Annotated in this window: 18 protein-coding genes; 2 read left to right on the forward strand and 16 right to left on the reverse strand. The window is 55.4% G+C overall.

What is annotated here, in order from left to right; translation table 11 throughout:
- Positions 1-121: 121 nt before the first annotated feature.
- The 15 genes from QZ460_RS10040 to QZ460_RS10110 all read right to left on the reverse strand — a co-directional run bounded on the left by QZ460_RS10040 (position 122) and on the right by QZ460_RS10110 (position 12,563).
- The gene (locus QZ460_RS10040) at positions 122-1,189 is read right to left on the reverse strand and encodes a Fic family protein (RefSeq protein WP_290541444.1); all 1,068 of its coding nucleotides are present in this window, start codon (positions 1,187-1,189) and stop codon (positions 122-124) included.
- Between the two features lie 251 nt (positions 1,190-1,440).
- Positions 1,441-2,331 (reverse strand): conjugative transposon protein TraN, encoded by an 891-nt coding sequence (gene traN, locus QZ460_RS10045; protein WP_290541445.1) that lies wholly within the window; start codon positions 2,329-2,331, stop codon positions 1,441-1,443.
- Positions 2,332-2,342: 11 nt separating this feature from the next.
- Positions 2,343-3,545 (reverse strand): conjugative transposon protein TraM, encoded by a 1,203-nt coding sequence (gene traM, locus QZ460_RS10050; RefSeq protein ID WP_290541446.1) that lies wholly within the window; start codon positions 3,543-3,545, stop codon positions 2,343-2,345.
- Positions 3,546-3,755: 210 nt separating this feature from the next.
- A complete protein-coding gene (traK, locus tag QZ460_RS10055) occupies positions 3,756-4,379 on the reverse strand; it encodes a conjugative transposon protein TraK (protein WP_290541447.1) in 624 nt (207 codons plus the stop codon).
- Between the two features lie 7 nt (positions 4,380-4,386).
- Entirely contained in the window at positions 4,387-5,442 is a 1,056-nt protein-coding gene (gene traJ / locus QZ460_RS10060; protein WP_290541448.1) for a conjugative transposon protein TraJ, read from the reverse strand.
- A gap of 2 nt (positions 5,443-5,444) precedes the next feature.
- Positions 5,445-6,074, reverse strand: a complete 630-nt coding sequence (locus QZ460_RS10065) for a DUF4141 domain-containing protein (RefSeq protein ID WP_290541449.1) — start codon at positions 6,072-6,074, stop codon at positions 5,445-5,447.
- A gap of 115 nt (positions 6,075-6,189) precedes the next feature.
- Positions 6,190-6,642, reverse strand: a complete 453-nt coding sequence (locus QZ460_RS10070; protein ID WP_290541450.1) for a hypothetical protein — start codon at positions 6,640-6,642, stop codon at positions 6,190-6,192.
- Entirely contained in the window at positions 6,635-7,018 is a 384-nt protein-coding gene (locus QZ460_RS10075) for a hypothetical protein (RefSeq protein ID WP_290541451.1), read from the reverse strand. The genes QZ460_RS10070 and QZ460_RS10075 overlap by 8 nt, the downstream gene beginning before the upstream one ends.
- Positions 7,015-9,528 (reverse strand): TraG family conjugative transposon ATPase, encoded by a 2,514-nt coding sequence (locus QZ460_RS10080; RefSeq protein WP_290541452.1) that lies wholly within the window; start codon positions 9,526-9,528, stop codon positions 7,015-7,017. Before QZ460_RS10080 ends, QZ460_RS10075 begins: the two co-directional genes overlap by 4 nt.
- Positions 9,529-9,532: 4 nt before the next feature.
- Positions 9,533-9,862 (reverse strand): DUF4133 domain-containing protein, encoded by a 330-nt coding sequence (locus QZ460_RS10085; RefSeq protein WP_290541453.1) that lies wholly within the window; start codon positions 9,860-9,862, stop codon positions 9,533-9,535.
- 1 nt (position 9,863) lies between these two features.
- Complete coding sequence (locus QZ460_RS10090; protein ID WP_087309038.1) at positions 9,864-10,160, reverse strand: DUF4134 domain-containing protein; 297 nt, start codon at positions 10,158-10,160, stop codon at positions 9,864-9,866.
- Between the two features lie 159 nt (positions 10,161-10,319).
- Positions 10,320-10,838 carry a hypothetical protein gene (locus QZ460_RS10095; protein ID WP_290541454.1) on the reverse strand — a complete coding sequence of 173 codons (519 nt, stop codon included), beginning with the start codon at positions 10,836-10,838 and terminating at the stop codon, positions 10,320-10,322.
- A gap of 2 nt (positions 10,839-10,840) precedes the next feature.
- Positions 10,841-11,371, reverse strand: coding sequence for a DUF3408 domain-containing protein (locus tag QZ460_RS10100; protein ID WP_290541455.1), 531 nt, complete (start codon positions 11,369-11,371; stop codon positions 10,841-10,843).
- Positions 11,372-11,373: 2 nt separating this feature from the next.
- Positions 11,374-11,799 carry a DUF3408 domain-containing protein gene (locus QZ460_RS10105; protein WP_087404617.1) on the reverse strand — a complete coding sequence of 142 codons (426 nt, stop codon included), beginning with the start codon at positions 11,797-11,799 and terminating at the stop codon, positions 11,374-11,376.
- A 2-nt stretch (positions 11,800-11,801) separates the two neighbouring features.
- A complete protein-coding gene (locus tag QZ460_RS10110) occupies positions 11,802-12,563 on the reverse strand; it encodes a ParA family protein (protein WP_290541456.1) in 762 nt (253 codons plus the stop codon).
- 529 nt (positions 12,564-13,092) lie between these two features.
- Here QZ460_RS10110 and QZ460_RS10115 point away from each other — a divergent pair.
- Both QZ460_RS10115 and mobB read left to right on the forward strand, forming a co-directional pair.
- On the forward strand, positions 13,093-13,503 hold the full coding sequence (locus tag QZ460_RS10115) for a mobilization protein (RefSeq protein WP_290541457.1): 411 nt from the start codon (positions 13,093-13,095) through the stop codon (positions 13,501-13,503).
- Positions 13,488-14,723 carry a conjugal transfer protein MobB gene (mobB, locus tag QZ460_RS10120; RefSeq protein WP_290541458.1) on the forward strand — a complete coding sequence of 412 codons (1,236 nt, stop codon included), beginning with the start codon at positions 13,488-13,490 and terminating at the stop codon, positions 14,721-14,723. The genes QZ460_RS10115 and mobB overlap by 16 nt, the downstream gene beginning before the upstream one ends.
- A 576-nt stretch (positions 14,724-15,299) precedes the next feature.
- Here the strand turns inward: mobB and QZ460_RS10125 are convergent.
- Positions 15,300-15,881: an RNA polymerase sigma-70 factor gene (locus QZ460_RS10125; RefSeq protein ID WP_290541459.1), complete on the reverse strand. Its 582-nt coding sequence runs from the start codon at positions 15,879-15,881 to the stop codon at positions 15,300-15,302.
- Positions 15,882-16,087: the final 206 nt, after the last annotated feature.

Consider the following 16,087-nt stretch of genomic DNA (forward strand, 5'->3'; position numbering starts at 1 on the left):
TGTAAAGTTAATAATTTCTTTTCCCTTTACTTGACACACTTTAGTTTACAGTCTCTATTTACCAGATTTGTAGACTAGTAACTTTTAGAAATTAATCCGTTGCAGAAACGTTTATTTTGAATTATTGTGTTACAAATACTCTCCAGCTCCCTTCCTTCTCGCCACGCTCCACATATTTTTTGGAAATCAACTGATCCAGCAGTTTCTGTATAGCCGTCACACTAATACCTGTTTCCTCTTTCATGTCTGCCAGTGTTAATGTTGGTTGTGTTCGCATGGCATTCAGAATTTTCGTATAATTTGGGGTTCGGAAGACAATCCGTTCCCCATCATACCACCATACATTCTCATTCCTTTCGCTTACGAACAGCACATCATTATACACTTCCGTAGCCACCAAGGCATTGAAATATTTCAAAAAAGGACGGATCTCCTTGATCCCTGCATGGGCTCCATCACTAGGGACAGGACCTACTTCGAGATCTGTTTGATGCAAGGCCTCCAAATATTCACTCTTTCTGCGGCTTCGGACGACAATCATCGGATAATCATGGCGAGTCAGAATGTAGTTTACCATCAGTCGTGCAATACGACCGTTGCCGTCCTCGAATGGATGAATGCGTATATAACGATAGTGAAACAGCGCGGCCAACTCTACTGGAGATAATTCCCCCTCTTTCTCCGCGGCATTATACCAATCCACCAGATCTCCCATTAATCCAGGAGTCTCCTCGGGTGAAGCATATTCGAATCTGTCCCCATACCGGGTAATAACACTGTTCGGTCGTGTCTTATACTGGCCGGCATGAATTACATAACTTGTTTGCATACCGCCAGGCAAATTACGATAAACAGTATAATCTTCTCGTAATATGGTTTTATGTAATGTCCGGATAAAATTCTGTGTCAATGGCACTCCCTTCACCGTAGCTTCTTCCGTCATCATTCGCAGGCCTACGTTACTTGCGGTCATTTCTTGTACGTCACGCACGTCTGCCTCCCCAATCACTTTGCCGAAAAGCAGCAGAATTTCTGTCTGTCCATAAGTTAATGTGTTACCCTCAATATGGTTACTGTTGTAATTGAAATCCACTGTAAAACGTCGGCTAAGCCGTTCTTTATCCTTTTCTGACAGTGGCTGCAAGTTCTGCCATGCAGCAAGAGCCTTTTTTATGTTAAGATATTTCATACGGACATCTATTTTCTATCAATATTACAAAGATAACATAATTTCTAGAAAAGGTTGTATGTATATAACCTTTTTGCTCGTTTTTTAGGATGTGCTTTGAGAGCCTAGTTTGTGTGAAAATTTGGTTTATAGAATATTCGCGAGTAGGAATAAGTTGTTCCATATTTGTTGAGTGGATATAAAAATAGCAAGTAAGTCGCTAATTTCCTTAACGGCTTACTTGCTACAAGGTTTATTATTCTTAACAATCCTTACAATGCCTTTGCTCCGAGCAGCTCCTTGCTCGAGATTTCGAGACATTGATGGCGTGTTCCGTCCTTTTCGGCGATCTCCAACAGGAGAATCTTGTCCTCCTCGAGGGTCAGTTTCGGGAGGGCGAAGACGATGCGTTGGCGCTGGTGCCCGCGCACGATCGAGGGGTCGTTGCAGACCCGCAGCGGTTCGATGATGCGTTGCTGTTGAGCCGTGCGTTTGGCCGCCTTGCTGTCCGCGACGACAAAGCGGAGATAGTCCACCTCGAAGGAGATGTTCGTGTTGTTGGCAATCTGCACATGGAGGTAGATCACGTCGTTGTAGACATAGATCCCAAGCACCTCGACCTCCACACCGTATTTCCGGGTATGGATTCCCTTTACGTCCGCGCGGTTCTGACGGTATATGTCGCTCAACACGCGCTTCACCGTGGCAGGGCGTTCACGCCCCACCTCGCGGAGCAGCACGCGCCCCTCGTCCGCACGGGCCGTTTCCGAGGCTGACGCAGGCTGTGTCGCCGGACTCTCCGCGGCCACAATCTCGATGGTCGACGTGGAGGGGTTCTCGGCATACCGGGCATCGAAGGTGTAGAACCCGCCGTCCTCGGTAATTACCGTGAGGTTGGTCTCCTCCGCAAAGTCGCGCACGGCGGCCTTCACCCGCACGACATTCTCCGCGCCGTCGGCTTTCCCGGCGATGATGGACATCGAGCCGATGTCGATGTAGGTTACGGGCGCCGGGAAGAGGATATGCACGGTCTTCGTAAATCCCACCTCGATGGTACGGGGGGTGAGCTCCTGTCGGGACGAGGTTCCGTCGTTTTGGGCCATGACTTTGGCCGCGGCAAAAAGAGCCGCCAGAAGAGTCGGATAAATGAGGTCTCGTTTCATGGTGTCGTCGTTTAGTTTTCTTTGGAGATTAACAGAATCTGGTGGTTGGCCTTGAGGGTGATGCGCACCTCGCGGAGCTTCTCGGAGAGGTAGCGGGAGGATGCCTGAATTCCGCCCCGCGCCAACTCTGCGAGGACCTGTTGCCCGGCCGAGTGGGTAATGTTCACGCTCGTCCCGGCCGTCTGTCCCACGGATGCCAGCGCCTCCTTGAGGGCTGTCCGCTCGCGGGAGTTGGGGACGTTGATTCCCGGCTGGCCGTCGAGATCATACGCCTCGGCCTGCACCTGGAAGATGCGTCCGCGGTATTCGATGGAGGTTACCGTCACCCGCAACCGGTCGCTCGTTACGGAGACGGCGCCGTAGAGTGACGTATTGCGGGGGATCACATCGCCGTCGATGCGTACCGGTTCCAGCAGCCGGAGGGCGATTGTCGAACCTACGCGCACGACCTGCGTCTGCGCGACGCAGGCCCGGATGGTCGGAGCCGTATCCACCGGAAGAATGCCCGCGGCCGTCAAAAACCCGATGTTGCGCTCCCGTGTGGAGTCGATCCGCGGATTGAGGGTCGAAGCCCGGACGTCGCCCTCGCGCACGGGATGCATGACGCTGAAACGTCCCGGGGATTTCGCACCGTTGGCTTCGACTGAAACCCCTGTCGCGCCTCCGAGGTAGCGCTGTGCCAGGCGGTACTGCTCCTCGGCCACCTCCATCGGGTTGGGCTGCTGCCGCTCGATGTCGAGTTGCTGCTGCAGGGAAGCCACCTGCTCGCGGAGCTCTTCGACCTCGGCATTGCGCGGCGGCGCAGCGTAGAATTGCCGGGCCTGCTGCTGCATGGCACGGTTTGCCTCGGCAGCCCGGCGCACGGGATCATCGGTCGGAGACTGCGACTCCGTGTTGCGAAACTCCCCATCGAGCAGCGAGAAGGAGTTGTCCCCGAGGGTCATCATCCGGTTGCGGGACTGCTCCTCGCTGGCCACGCGCTCCGCGGCCTTGCGCTTGTCGCCCTCGATCTTCGGGGCCTTGCCGTCGGGCAGCGAGGTGTTGATCCCTGCCTGCCCCTCGCCGATCGTGGGCGCGGGTTTGAAAAGGAACCAGATGAACGCGATGACCAGACAACTCCCGACTGCGGCCACCAGGATGACTTTTCTTTTTCGCCGACGCTCGAATGCCGCGGCGGAATCGGGTGTCGGTGCGTTTTTTTGTCTCTCTTCCATGGTTATCGAAATTTCAGGTTTTCAAAAGAGGGAGGAACCATCCTCCCGAAGACGAATCGTGGTGCAGGTCCGAAGAGCAGCAGTCCGTAGAGCCCGACCAGCAGCAGAAACATCCCGAGGAGGATGCACCGCCGGGTTCGGGGCTTGAGTCGGTCGTGCCAGCGCCGGATGCGCCGCCGCAGCCAGCGCACGCGGCTTTGGATAAGCGCTTTAACGGTCATAGGTCTGCAGGTCCTTGTTTTCAACGATCATCAGATCCTCGACCAGAAACCCCTGCGGGTTGTTGTCCGAGCGGGAGACGTTGACCAGCCGGCAGGTCGTGACGAGCGACCGCTCCGTGATCGTGTTCTCGCGCATGATGCGCTGCCGGGCATAGGTCGTGGCTTCGTAGGGATAGCGGTCAAAGTTGCAGCGGATGCTGTCCACATGGACCATCTGCGAGACATTGGCGGCAATCAGCCGGTTGAAGAACCCCTTCTCCTGCAGGAGCTTGTAGTAGGAGAGGGCGCTCTTGTCAGCCATCTGCAGGGCCCGCTCCATGTTCGACTCGATGGCCGCCTTGTCGGGCGAGAGCGAGAAGAAGAGTTCGTGGAAGCGCCGCACATGCTCGCGGGCCTCGACGGGCCGGTTCTGGGCAAGATCCTGCGAGAGGGCTACCATGAGCGAGCGGCCGTTGTCCAGGACGTAGATCTTCTCGCGCTGCCGCTCGGCAAAGGTATACGAGAGGCTGACGGCCGTGATGGTCACCACGGCGCAGATTCCGGCGAAGATGAGTGCATAGAGGCGCAATTGCCGGAAGGAGGTTTCGATGTTCAGCAATGATTTGAATTCCATGAGGCGATTATTTTTTAAGGATCAGGCGAGCTGCGGAAGCCAGCCCCTTTCCGGTTGTTCCGACCGTGCTTTTGGTTCCAGCCCAGACCTTCCCGGTGATCCATCCGGCACCGCCGCTCACGAGCGACGTAGCGCGTGAAATGGTCCGGTTGTAGGAAGAGAAGCCGTTGGCCTGCACGACCCACGAAGCGATCGAGGGGATGCAGAGATAGCCGCAGATGGCCACGAGGATAAAGATCAGGTTGACGCTGTTTGACATGTCGAAATACCAGTTGTAGTCCTGCGCCATCATCTCGGCATCGTGCTGCAGCGAGAGGGCTTGCAGCCGGGCGATGATGGCCGAGAAGAGGTCCGAGATGGGGAGCCACAGGTAGATGGAGATGTACTTGGAGAACCACTGCACCAGGGTATTCTGAAATCCATCGAAGATCGAGATGGCAAAAGCGATGGGGCCGAGCAGCGAGAGGACAATCAGGTAGAAGGTCCGCAGCACGTCGAGGATCACGCCCGCGGCGGTGAAGAAGAGCTCCATGATCGCGGTAAGGGCTTTCAGGATCATCCCCTTGATACTCCATGACTTCCGCTCGCTCTGCATCCGGTCGAGGGCCTGTTGTGACTGCTCGTCGATGCCCAGGGCCTGCAGCTCGCGCTCCTTCTCCTCGTCCTCGGCGTAGTAACTCTCTGCCGGAAGCCGCTCGCGGCTCTCCTGTTCGAGGCGAGCGCACTCCCGATGCCACTCCTGCATATTGAAAGTCTGACCGACCATCAGCGAGTGGGTGGCCTGCACCAGCGGGGAGAGGATTCCGTTGAGCGACCCGAGCACAAGGGTCGGGAAGAACATGATGCAGATGCCGATTGCCATAGGTCGCAGCAGTGGGAAGAGGTCAATGGGTTCGGCCCGGGCCATCGCCTGCCAGATGCGGTAGGCGATGTAGAGCAGGGCTCCGATTCCGGCTATGGCCGTGGCAACTTTGGCCATCGGATAGCAGAGAACCATCATGTCGTCGTAGAGAACGCGGAGAATCGTGTGGATGTTCTCCGAGATAGAGAGAACCTGTACCATCGCTACCAGTATCGTTGTTCGTCGGTTCCGTAAAGAGCCATCGCGCGGTCGAGGTCATTTCGTTGCGCCCCGCGCAGCAGCGAGATGGAGATGTTTTTGCGCGTGTAGTAGCGGGCCAGATCCCGATGGTGTCGCAGCACGCCGTAGACCCGTTCCACCACGTCGATGCGGTCCTTGTCAGTCAGTGACATGTCTGTGGGGCTGACAATATCCTGCAGCTCCTTGAGCTCCCCGGCCGACTCCTCGATGATCCGGGCATATCCCGTGGCGATGGCCGCCAGTTCCGCGGCCGAGAAGTTGTCATCGACCACCATGCGCTGATAGCCGTTGACGTAGATGTCGGAGATCTCTCCGACGAGCAGCATGCACTGCTGGACCTTGCGGGCCGAGCGGACGAGGTTGTTGACCGCCTTCAGTGCATCGTAATATCGCTTTCCCTGTTCGTAGATCTTTACGGTCTCTTGAAAACTTTGCAGAAGGGTCGAGCCGTTGCGGGCCGCTTCGACGATCTGTTTGGTGGAGTTAATGATTCCCTGTGCGAGATTTGAAGGGTCTGTGACGACCCATTGTGCCTGCGCGGCCCGGGCTGTCAGGAGCAGCCCGAGGCAGAGCAGGAGAATGCGTGGTTTCATGGTTCTGTCGTTTTGAGGTTCGTTCAATGTCTCAATTTGCGGGGTGCCGCTTCGGCGGGCTGCATTATCGCAGGGTATTCCCGGCGAAAGAGCCCCTCGAATAATTCGCGCCACTTCATGTCTCGGGCGCATGATCCGTGAAACACTCCTCGGAAATGCTCTCCTGCTCCGCACGCCGGCAGGCCCGCTCCTCCGCGACAAAGCGTCCGTAGCAGCCCAAAAGCAGCGTGTCGCTCTCGGGGTCAAGCTCGATGGAGTGCATGTCTCGGGGATCGTCGCGGCTGCCGAAGAGCAGCGTGCGACGCTCGGCCGTGATGACGGTATCCTGCACCAGCCGCCGGTAGCAGAGCGTGTTGTCGAAGATCAGCATCCGGTAGGTCCGGGCGCAAATGCGACGGATCGAGGCCGAGAGGTTGTTCTCCGTCGAGAGCCACGATCCGCAGATGCGGTCGTAGGCGATTTCCTCCTGCAGCGAGGTGATAAGTCGTACAAGTTGGGTGTGCTGTTGGATTTCGGCCCGCAGCGACGCGAGCGCTTCCGCGGGGGTGATGTTTGGGGTACTACTCATGGTAAGTCGTTTTGAGGGTTGGACAATCGCGTTTGAAAATGCCTCCCGGAATGACCAGCAGCAGGTCGGAGTCGGGGGTGTGGAAGAGATCGACACGCGCTCGGCCGTAGTCCTCGTAATGCATGCACGAGGCATACTTCAGCGGGTGCATCTCAAAGGATTTACGGCCGGTCCGCGAGTCGTAGCGATGGATGCGAATCCAGAAACCATCGTCCCGATGGTCGATCTCGATCCGGGTGTCATTTCGTGTCGAACGCCACTCGCCGCACAGCGGGCGGATCTTGTGGTATTCGAAATCGTAGAAGAACCGGAATCCGCCGATCAGGGCCAGCAACGCCAGCAGCAGTCCGGCACAGCCCCAAAGAATCTGTTTCATGGCCGGGAATTTTGACTTTCCCGTTCGCGGGCCAGTGCGCGGATGGCTGCCTGGATGTCGCCGCCGAGCTTCTCGGCCCGGGCCATCACCTCCATCTTCTCCCGCTCCTCGGTGGTGTAGCAGAGATACTCCTTGGTTGAGACCTCTGTAGCGTAGACCGCCGACTGTATGCCGCCGAGTCCGATCCAAACCTCCTTGTAGGTGCGGCGTGGATCGTTCGCTTGGTTGATCGAGAGAATCTGCGCCCGCTCCTTCTCCGAAAGGCCAAGCAGCGTCTGGATCTGCTCGAACTTGTTCATGTACTTGCGCTGGTCGAGGAGGATCTTGCAATCGGCATTGTTGATGATCGACTCCTTGACAATCGGCGAGGAGATGATGTCGTCGACCTCCTGCGTGACAACGACCGCCTCGCCGAAATATTTGCGCACGGTCTTGTAGAGATAGCGGATGTAGGTCGACATGTTGGCCGAGGTGAGGGCCTTCCAGCACTCTTCGATAAGGATCATCTTGCGGATGCCCTTCAGCCGCCGCATCTTGTTGATGAAGACCTCCATGATGATAATCGTTACCACGGGAAGCAGCGTTTTGTTTGAAGAGATGTTATCCAGTTCGAAGACGATAAAGCGCTTCGAGAGCAGATCCAGCTGCCGGTCGGAATTGAGCAGGTAGTCGTACTCGCCGCCCCGGTAGTAGGGCTCCAGCACGTTGAGCAGGTTTGCCAGGTCGAAATCCTTCTCGCGGACATGCTTCTGCTCCAGCAGCCGTCGGTAGTCCGAGGTAAGAAACTCGTAGAAGGTGTTGAACGAGGGCTGGATCGAATCGTCCGTCTTGAGCTTCGAGAGGTAGAGGTTCACGGCGTTCGACAGAGCCACCTCCTCTGCGCGCGTCGGCTCCTCGGATTCGCGCTTCCAGAGCGTCAACAGCAGGGTCTTGATCGACTCGCGCTTCTCGATGTCGTAAACCCCGTCCTCGACGTAGAAGGGGTTGAAGGCGATGGACTCCTGCTCGGTGTAGGTGAAGTAGATGCCGTCGCGTCCCCGCGTCGTGCGGTGAATCAGCGAGCAGAGCCCCTCGTAGGAGTTTCCCGTATCGACGAGCAGGATATGCGCCCCCTGTTCGTAATACTGGCGGACCATGTGGTTCGTGAAGAAGGACTTTCCGCTGCCCGAGGGGCCCAGGATGAATTTGTTGCGGTTGGTGGTGATGCCGCACTTCATCGGGAGATCCGAGATGTCGAGATGGAGCGGCACCCCCGTGAGCCGGTCGGCCATCTTGATGCCGAAGGGCGAGAGCGACGAGCGGTAGTTCGTTTCGCCGTTGAAGAGGCAGATGCCCTGTTCGAGAAAGGTCAGAAAACTCTCCTCGGCGGGAAAGTCGGCCTCGTTGCCGGGGATGGCGGCCCAGAAGAGCACCGGGACGTCCACCGTGTTGTGGTGGGGCGTGCAGCCCATCGTGGCGAGCTGCGACCCTACGTCGTTGCGCAGCCGCTTGAGCTCCGCCTCGCTCTCGGCCCAGACCACAACGTTGCAGTGGCATCTTACGGAGCGCAGCCCCTGCGAATGGGCTTCGTTCAGGTAGAGGTCGATCCACTCCTTGTTCAGGGCATTGCCGCGCGAGTAGTTCGCCAGTGAGTTCATGTTGCGGGCCCGAGCCTCGAGCTGCTTGAGGGTCTCCTCGTGGTTGTCCAGAAAGAGATATTGGTTGTAGATGTGCGAGCATCCGAGCAGCAGCCCCGCGGGGGCCGCGAACGAGAGCCGGCACTCCGAGCGGTCGGTCGAGAGACGCTCGTAGCGGAAATCCGTCGCAACGCTCTGCGGCAGGAGATCCAGATCGGAAAGTGTGTGCATCGAGAGCAGCTTGTCGCCGATGCGCATCATGCCCGGATCGAGGCGGATATCCTCGTTGACCGCTGCCTGCCGCTCGTCCGTGAGCGCGAAGTAGCGGGCCAGCAGTCCCGCATCGGAATCCGTGCCGACGATCTCCGCCTCCGGGAGGCGGTCGACCCGCAGCAGCCCCGAATCGTTCAGTATGCGCTCCATCTGGGCGACACTCTCCAGGAAGCGGGTCACGGCCTCCCCGTCGCGGATCTCCTGCGGGATGATGAAGCCCCGGCACAGGACTGAGGCGGCACTCGTCTGCCGCAGCCGCTCGGGGGTGCTCTTCGTGATGAAGAGGTGGCAGGTGTGGCGCAGAAAGGGCCGCTCGTTGAAGTGGCGTTCATAGGCCCGGGAGAGAAACGTGCGCTCAGCCTCGGGATCGGGTGTTTCGTAACGCTCCTCGATGAAGAGGTCCTGCTTGTGGACGACGGTGTGGTCCGGGAGGACCTTCAGCGCCTTGACCCAGGTGGCGTGCAGCACCTCGTATTCCTCGGCCGTCAGGGTGAAGAGCTCCGGGAGCGTCACGCGGAAGACGGCCGTCACATCGGCGAACTTCGAGAGGATGCAGTTGCCCTCGACGGCCAGCAGCGGGAATTTCGACTCGAGGGTCGAAGTTTTCAGGGTTCCTCGCATGGTATCAGCGTTTGGGCAAGGTTCGACATTCGAGCAGGCGACGCACACTCCGGCGGTTGATGATGCGGCGCGGATGCTGCCGCAGGGCGAGGAACTTCATCAGACCGTGGGGTCCGAAGCGGCGGTTCAGATAGAAGGTCGCCCAGGTGAGGCCGCTGCCGCCCGTGACGGCGAAGAGGATGCAGATGCCCTGCGGAAGCCCTCCGGCGTAGAGGATGACAAAGAGCAGGAAGATGCCCAGCAGCCCGGCGACAAAGAGAATCAGATAGTGCGAGGTAAGCCCCTGGAACTCGACGGGACGGTCGACGCCCTTATGGATGGTGTGCTGTGCCATATCAAAGGAAGAAGGAGCGTAAGACAGTGCCGACGATAACCAGAAAGACGCACGAGAGGAAGAGCGCCGTGGCGGACTTCGAGGCGTCGGGATCGCCGCTGTTGAACTTCGAGTAGACGCGGACGCCGCCCACCAGTCCCAGTACGGCAGCCACGGCGAAGATCAGTTTGGTGAGCGGGTCGAAATAGGAGGTGACCATGTTGGTTGCCTCGCTGATACCGGCCATGCCGTTGCCCTGTGCGAAGGAGGCAAGCGATGCGGGGAGCATCAGAATCAAGAAGATTGCGCTTTTTTTCATCGGTTTTGCAGTTTGGTAATGGGTGTGAAAAAGGCCGCAACCCGCCTTTTGAGGCAGTCTGCGACCAAGGCGGAAGCAAACGGGTGCTTTCCGCAGCAAATCATCAGGGCGTCAGCCGTAATTCCGATTCCAGTTCATCGTGCATTCATTTTTTGAGGGTTAGACATAGTTTCGCAGGTCAAAATTTTCGATCTCGCGGCGCTCCTCCTCCGTAACATCCGGCGCAAGGATGCGCTCGCCCGCTTCGACGCTCCGGAGCAGTGCCAGTACCTCCGGATCGTGCAGCTTGCCGTTGTTCTGCAGGGACGGAAGCCGCAGCGCAGGCCGGGGCTCCCGCGGCTCTTCCGTCTCGCCATTCTCGCGGATCGTACCTTGGAGGACCAGCTCGCCCCAGCCCTGCATCGAGGCCGACTTTTCGGCCGGGGGCTGAACAAATGTAGCAGCGTCTTCGGGCTTTGATTCCGCAGGTGGCGGAATGGCCTTCCGAGGCCGCAGATGGCCGGTAACTGCGTAGTGTTTCGGAATGATCAGCAGCGGTGCCTCTCCCCGACGGGGCTCGGCAGCCAGCTCCGAATCGGCCTTGCTGTCCGGCTCGTCGGCCCGGGATTCTGCAGACTTTCGCCACTGCTGCGGAAGCCATTGAGCAATTCGTTTGAGAAGGGAAGTCGGGAAGCCCATCTTTACACCAGATCCTTGAAATTCCGGGTCCGATTGATGCGGTTGATGTCGTCCCGATAGAGATCAAGATGATGTCTCATAATATTCTCGACATAATCCGTAACGGTCAGATTCCCTTCGCCAATCCGTTGGACAACACTGTGAATCCGTCGCTTGGTCTCCAGACTGAGATAGACACTACCTCGTCGTTGGAAGGGCGTAGGATGCAGGAAGGTTTTCCGGAAATCGGGCTTAACAGTGCCGCGTTTCGTGGAGACAGGAGGCAAAGGTATTATCTCATCCACTTGGGCGACCTTCTCGGTGAGAATGTTTTGACCAGGTTTCTCGTCCGGAATCTTCTCGCCCTGTTCGATGGGATCCTGGTCTTCTTCTTGATCCCTAACGACTGATTCCGACGCGGGATTTTCCTTCGGCTGGGTCTTCTCCCGTTTTCGTTTAACGAGGAAGAGGATGAAACACAGGATAAGAAGAAGGATACTTGCAAGGATGAGCAGGGATGCTGCCCAATCGGTTGAAAAATGGAATGTGTTCATGGCTATAAAAGATCTTTGGTACTTCGTTCCTTGTAGATGCGGTTGATCTCCTCCTTGTAGAGGTCGAGATGCTGCCGCAGAATTTGTTCAACATAGGAGGTGGCGGTCATACGCTCGCCTCCGATCTTTTTGACGACCTCGAGAATCTTACGCTTGGTCTCGAGACTGACATAGAGGGCTCCCCGAATATGAATATCCAACAGCGACATGAAGGTCGGCTCGAATTCGGGGACGACCACCGTCCTCCGTCGGCGCGATTCGGTTGAATGCCCCGTAGTGCGCTCTTCGGAGGTGGGTGGCGAGGTTTCCGCAGGCGGTTCATCCGGGGGCTGCTCCGGTTGCACCACATCCACGGTTTGCGGAACCAGCCCCGCGATCATTCGGCGCATGGCCTCTTCGTCGACTTCCACTTTGTTCTTGCGGGCCATATTCATGAAATTTGTAGCATCGAAAGAATCTCGACCGCAAGGTTCTCGATCTGCGCTTCGCGGACAAAGGTTCGTTCCGGAGCCAGCAGCGTCGAACGTCCGATTCCCGTGCCGTTAGGCAAAAGTTCCTTGTTGAATTTGGATCGGTAGGGAATCTGTGTCTTCAGAACAGGCAGATGAAGCTGACGAATGATCCCCTCATAACGTTCGTAAAGCGGGGTTCGCTCGCGGCGATCGACCATCGTCCAAAAGAGGTGGAGGCTGCGCAGACGGAGATGGTCATTACAAACCATGCCGTTATAAAGACTACGGGCAAAGGAGAGTGAACTCTCCAGCACGACCTTGTCGGCCTTGATCGGGATGAAAAGGGCATCCAGCGAGGAGAGGATCTGCAACACTCCTTCAGTATTGACTGTTCCGGGCAAATCGTAGAGGATAATCTGCGGATGATAATCGCTATGCAGTTGTCGTGCCGTCTTCTCAAGAGCATCGGAAGGCGTGCTGCTGACGATGGGCCAGAATTTCCGATCGGTTCCCTTGAACTGACGGGCGACCATCAGTTTGTAATAATCGCTCAAATTGAGGATCTCCAACTCGCGGGAGCGTTGATTGTAGATCGACCATTGAGGATAGTCGCAGTCGACAACCAGCACGTCCCGCTGCAAGGTGTAGTGGAGATGACTGGCAAGCAAAACGGTGAAGGTCGATTTTCCGACGCCGCCTTTTTGATTGCATACGGCAATGCTTACAGGTGTGTTTTCCATAATTTATTTCTTCAGGAAGGCGCGATTTAACAAGTTTGTTCAAGAGTGCGTTCACGCACGAACTCCCGAGTTCGTGAATTCAGGAATAAGGTCCTGCTCGAACAAAGGGAAGCATTTCATCGTGAAGGAACAGATGACGGAAGCTGTTCCCGAAATCCTGAAAAGCAGGATTAATGAACAAATACAATAGCAGTTTCATGGATGGATTGTTGGACGTTTGCCTGCAAGGTAATGCAGTTTTCGGGGGTTGATTCCCGATGTCCTCCGGAGGCCTCTCATGGCCGACAATCGCACTTTTTAATCCCTGAAGATCCTCGTAATATTGCAGCGGAGAATTCGCCCGAGATTTTTCGTTTCGGATCTACTTTCTCAGGAGAGGAATTGTCCTCTGCGAATGCCGAAACTGTACCCGTCGCCTGACGGGAGCGAGGTGTACCTTTGTCCGACAACCGGTGGTTTGTCCGACAAAGGTCCTCGCTCTGCGAGGCGGGCGAGGTTCTCCCAAGTCGAACCCCAAATCTTTAATCGAATGACCCGTCAGCGAAAACACAACCCTCTATCTCAAACTCCGAGTTATAAGTACTCGTTCCGGCTCAATGAGGAGCAGGAGAACCGCTTCCGGCAGATGCTTACCGCCGCTGGATTGGAGCACAACCGCAGCCAGTTCATCGTCAAACGACTCTTTGCCGAGCGCTTTGAAGTCATCCGCCGCGATCCTTCAAAGGTGGAGTTTCTGACACGGCTCAACGACCTTTACTTCCAGTTCCAGCGCGTCGGGAACAACTACAATCAGGTGGTCCGGGCCATCAACAGCCACTTCTCCAATGTCTCGATTCCGCGCCAGATCGCTGCGTTGGAACAGCATACTCGCCAACTGAAAGCGTTGAGCATTGAGATTCGTGATCTCACCAAACAGGCCGAAGGATGGTTGCAAATATAAGGACGGGAGCGACCGTCGGCGGAGCTATCCGCTACAACGAGGAAAAGGTCAACCGCGGGCAGGCCGAGGTACTCTTCTGGAATCGGATGCTCGATCCGTTCGATGGTGCAGGTTGCATGAGCCACGAACGGTGCATGGCCAGCTTCGAGCCCTTCCTGCGGGCCAATCGCCGAACGACCAACACGGTCTTCCACGTTTCACTGAACCCCTCGCCCGAGGATCGTCTGACCGACGAGCAACTGGGCGAGATCGCCCGTGAGTACATGGAGCGGATGGGCTACGGTGAACAACCCTATATCGTCTTCAAACACCGGGATATTGCGCGTGAGCACCTGCATGTCGTATCGCTTCGTATCGACCGGGAGGGTCGGAAACTGCCCCATGACTTCGAGGCCCGACGTTCCGTAGAGATTACGCGGGATCTTGAGCAAAAATACGGACTTCACCCGAGTATCAAGGGACAGGAACTGCAGGATCGGGAGGAATTGCGCAAGGTGGATTATCAGAAGGGCGATGTCAAGCAGCAGGTCTCCTCCACCGTAAGGTCGTGCCTGCGGCATTACCGCTGCGCCTCTTTTGGCGAGTGGCGAACGCTGCTCGAAGCCTTCAACGTCTCGGCCGAGGAACGGACCGGAACCATCGACGGACGCGATTATGCCGGGATAATCTACGGCGCGCTGACCGACGACGGCCATGGCATCGGGACGCCGTTCAAGTCGAGCCGGATTGGAAAGGATGTTGGATATGAGGCCCTGCAACGCTATTACGAGCGTTCGAAAACGGCCTTGAAGGCGCCCGGAGTACTTGATGAGTTGCGAGGGAAGATTGCGGAGGGTATGGCGCGGTGTTCAAACCGGACGGAGTTTTGCGAGCGGCTGTACGACAAGGGCGTTGATGCGGTATTCCGCCTCAATGCGGCGGGACGGATCTATGGTGTAACCTTTATTGACCACAAGCAGGGAATTGTAGCCAATGGCTCCCTGCTGGGGCGGAGTTTCTCGGCCAACACCTTCGAACAACAACTCCATGCAGAACCGATGAGTTTGGGCGTCACTCGAAATATTTCTAAACAACCACAATCTTCCTCAAAAGAGTCATATCGGCCGGATCAGTTGATCCATCCGCTGGATGCAATTCTGGAATTGGCGGACGTGCAGGCCTACGAGGAGCAGCAACAAGTCTCCAAACGAAAAAGAAGGCCGCGTATCAGGCGATTATAAAATCAGAAAAAGGATGTTTGTGTTCATCAAGCATCCTTTTCTTTTTTGCGAGGATGGTTTATCGGGTCAAAGAAGTCCGATATGCTGATATTATATAACTTGCAGAGTTTAAGGATGGATGGCGTGCTTGGCACAGATGTCCCCGATTCATGTCGGGATATGTCCAAATGCGTATACTCAATCACATTTTCTTGAGAATAGCCATATTCCGCACGTAATTGTTGCATGCGTTCGATTAGAAGCCTCTGAAAGATCTGATCTTTGTATTTTGTACCCTTTGTATCCATTTTGTTACAAAGGAAAGGGGGCGCTTATGTTTTTTATGCATGTGATTTCACATGTATTCAAATATGTATCGTAGGAAATAATCGAGAGGTGAATTTCTCTTAATCTGAAAGAGTATTTGTTTATATGTATGTCGCAATAAGTTTGGAGCAATAAAGAACGAGCAGACAAGAATATTCCCTTCGGATACACTGTCAGGAAATTCTTGTCAGAAAACACAAGGGACGGCTTGCGGAATTAGTTTACGATAAATTCGTTGCTAAATCATAATCACATTTCGGCCGTTCCTTTTTATTTGTCAAGGAAATGGGGAAATAACAGAACGGCTATGGGAAGATAATCGCCGAGATCCTCTCTCAGGAGTTTAAGGCAGCGTTGGATTTCTCGGGTAACCTTCCGAACCGAGATGCCATAGCGTTGAGCAATCTCCTGATAGGTCTGATTCTCGAGCCGGTTCGCGATGAATATCTGGGCCGATAGTTCCGGCATTTCGGCCAATCGCCGATGAAAAATCGCTTCGACTTCGCTGCGGAAGAGAATTTTGGTCAAATCACACTCCTCAAGAGCGGCCAGATTCTCTCGTATGTTGCGCATTTCGAGTTGATAGATCTGCTGTTGTGTCATCAGATGCTGTTGGCGTGTGCGCAGGGCATCAATACATTTATGCCGGACCATGCCGAGGATGTAGGCTGGAATATTCTCGGTTGTTGGAACAATCTCTTCACGTTTTTCCCAGAAGAGCATGAAACAGTCCGTGACCAGGTCTTCAGCAGCAGAACGGTCCCGAAGATAGGAGCAGGCTATGAGTATGAAGCGGGGCTTGTACTCTCCATACAACCTGTCGAACTCATGCATCTCCATTTGCTGAATCATTCTTGTCCGGTACGTTGATTTTTAAATCTCAAAGTTAAGATTTTTTCGAGAAAATCTATCATTTAGGTTCAAATGATTGGAGTTCAATAGCCTAATGAGTATGAAATGCAGACACTGTCCAAAATTTTGTGTAAATGAAATAGGATTCAGTTGTAAGTTTGTCCTTATATCTGGATTCTGTTTTCAAAAATAAGCATAAATTGATT

This window comes from Alistipes sp. (genome assembly GCF_020026455.1).
Lineage (GTDB): Bacteria > Bacteroidota > Bacteroidia > Bacteroidales > Rikenellaceae > Alistipes.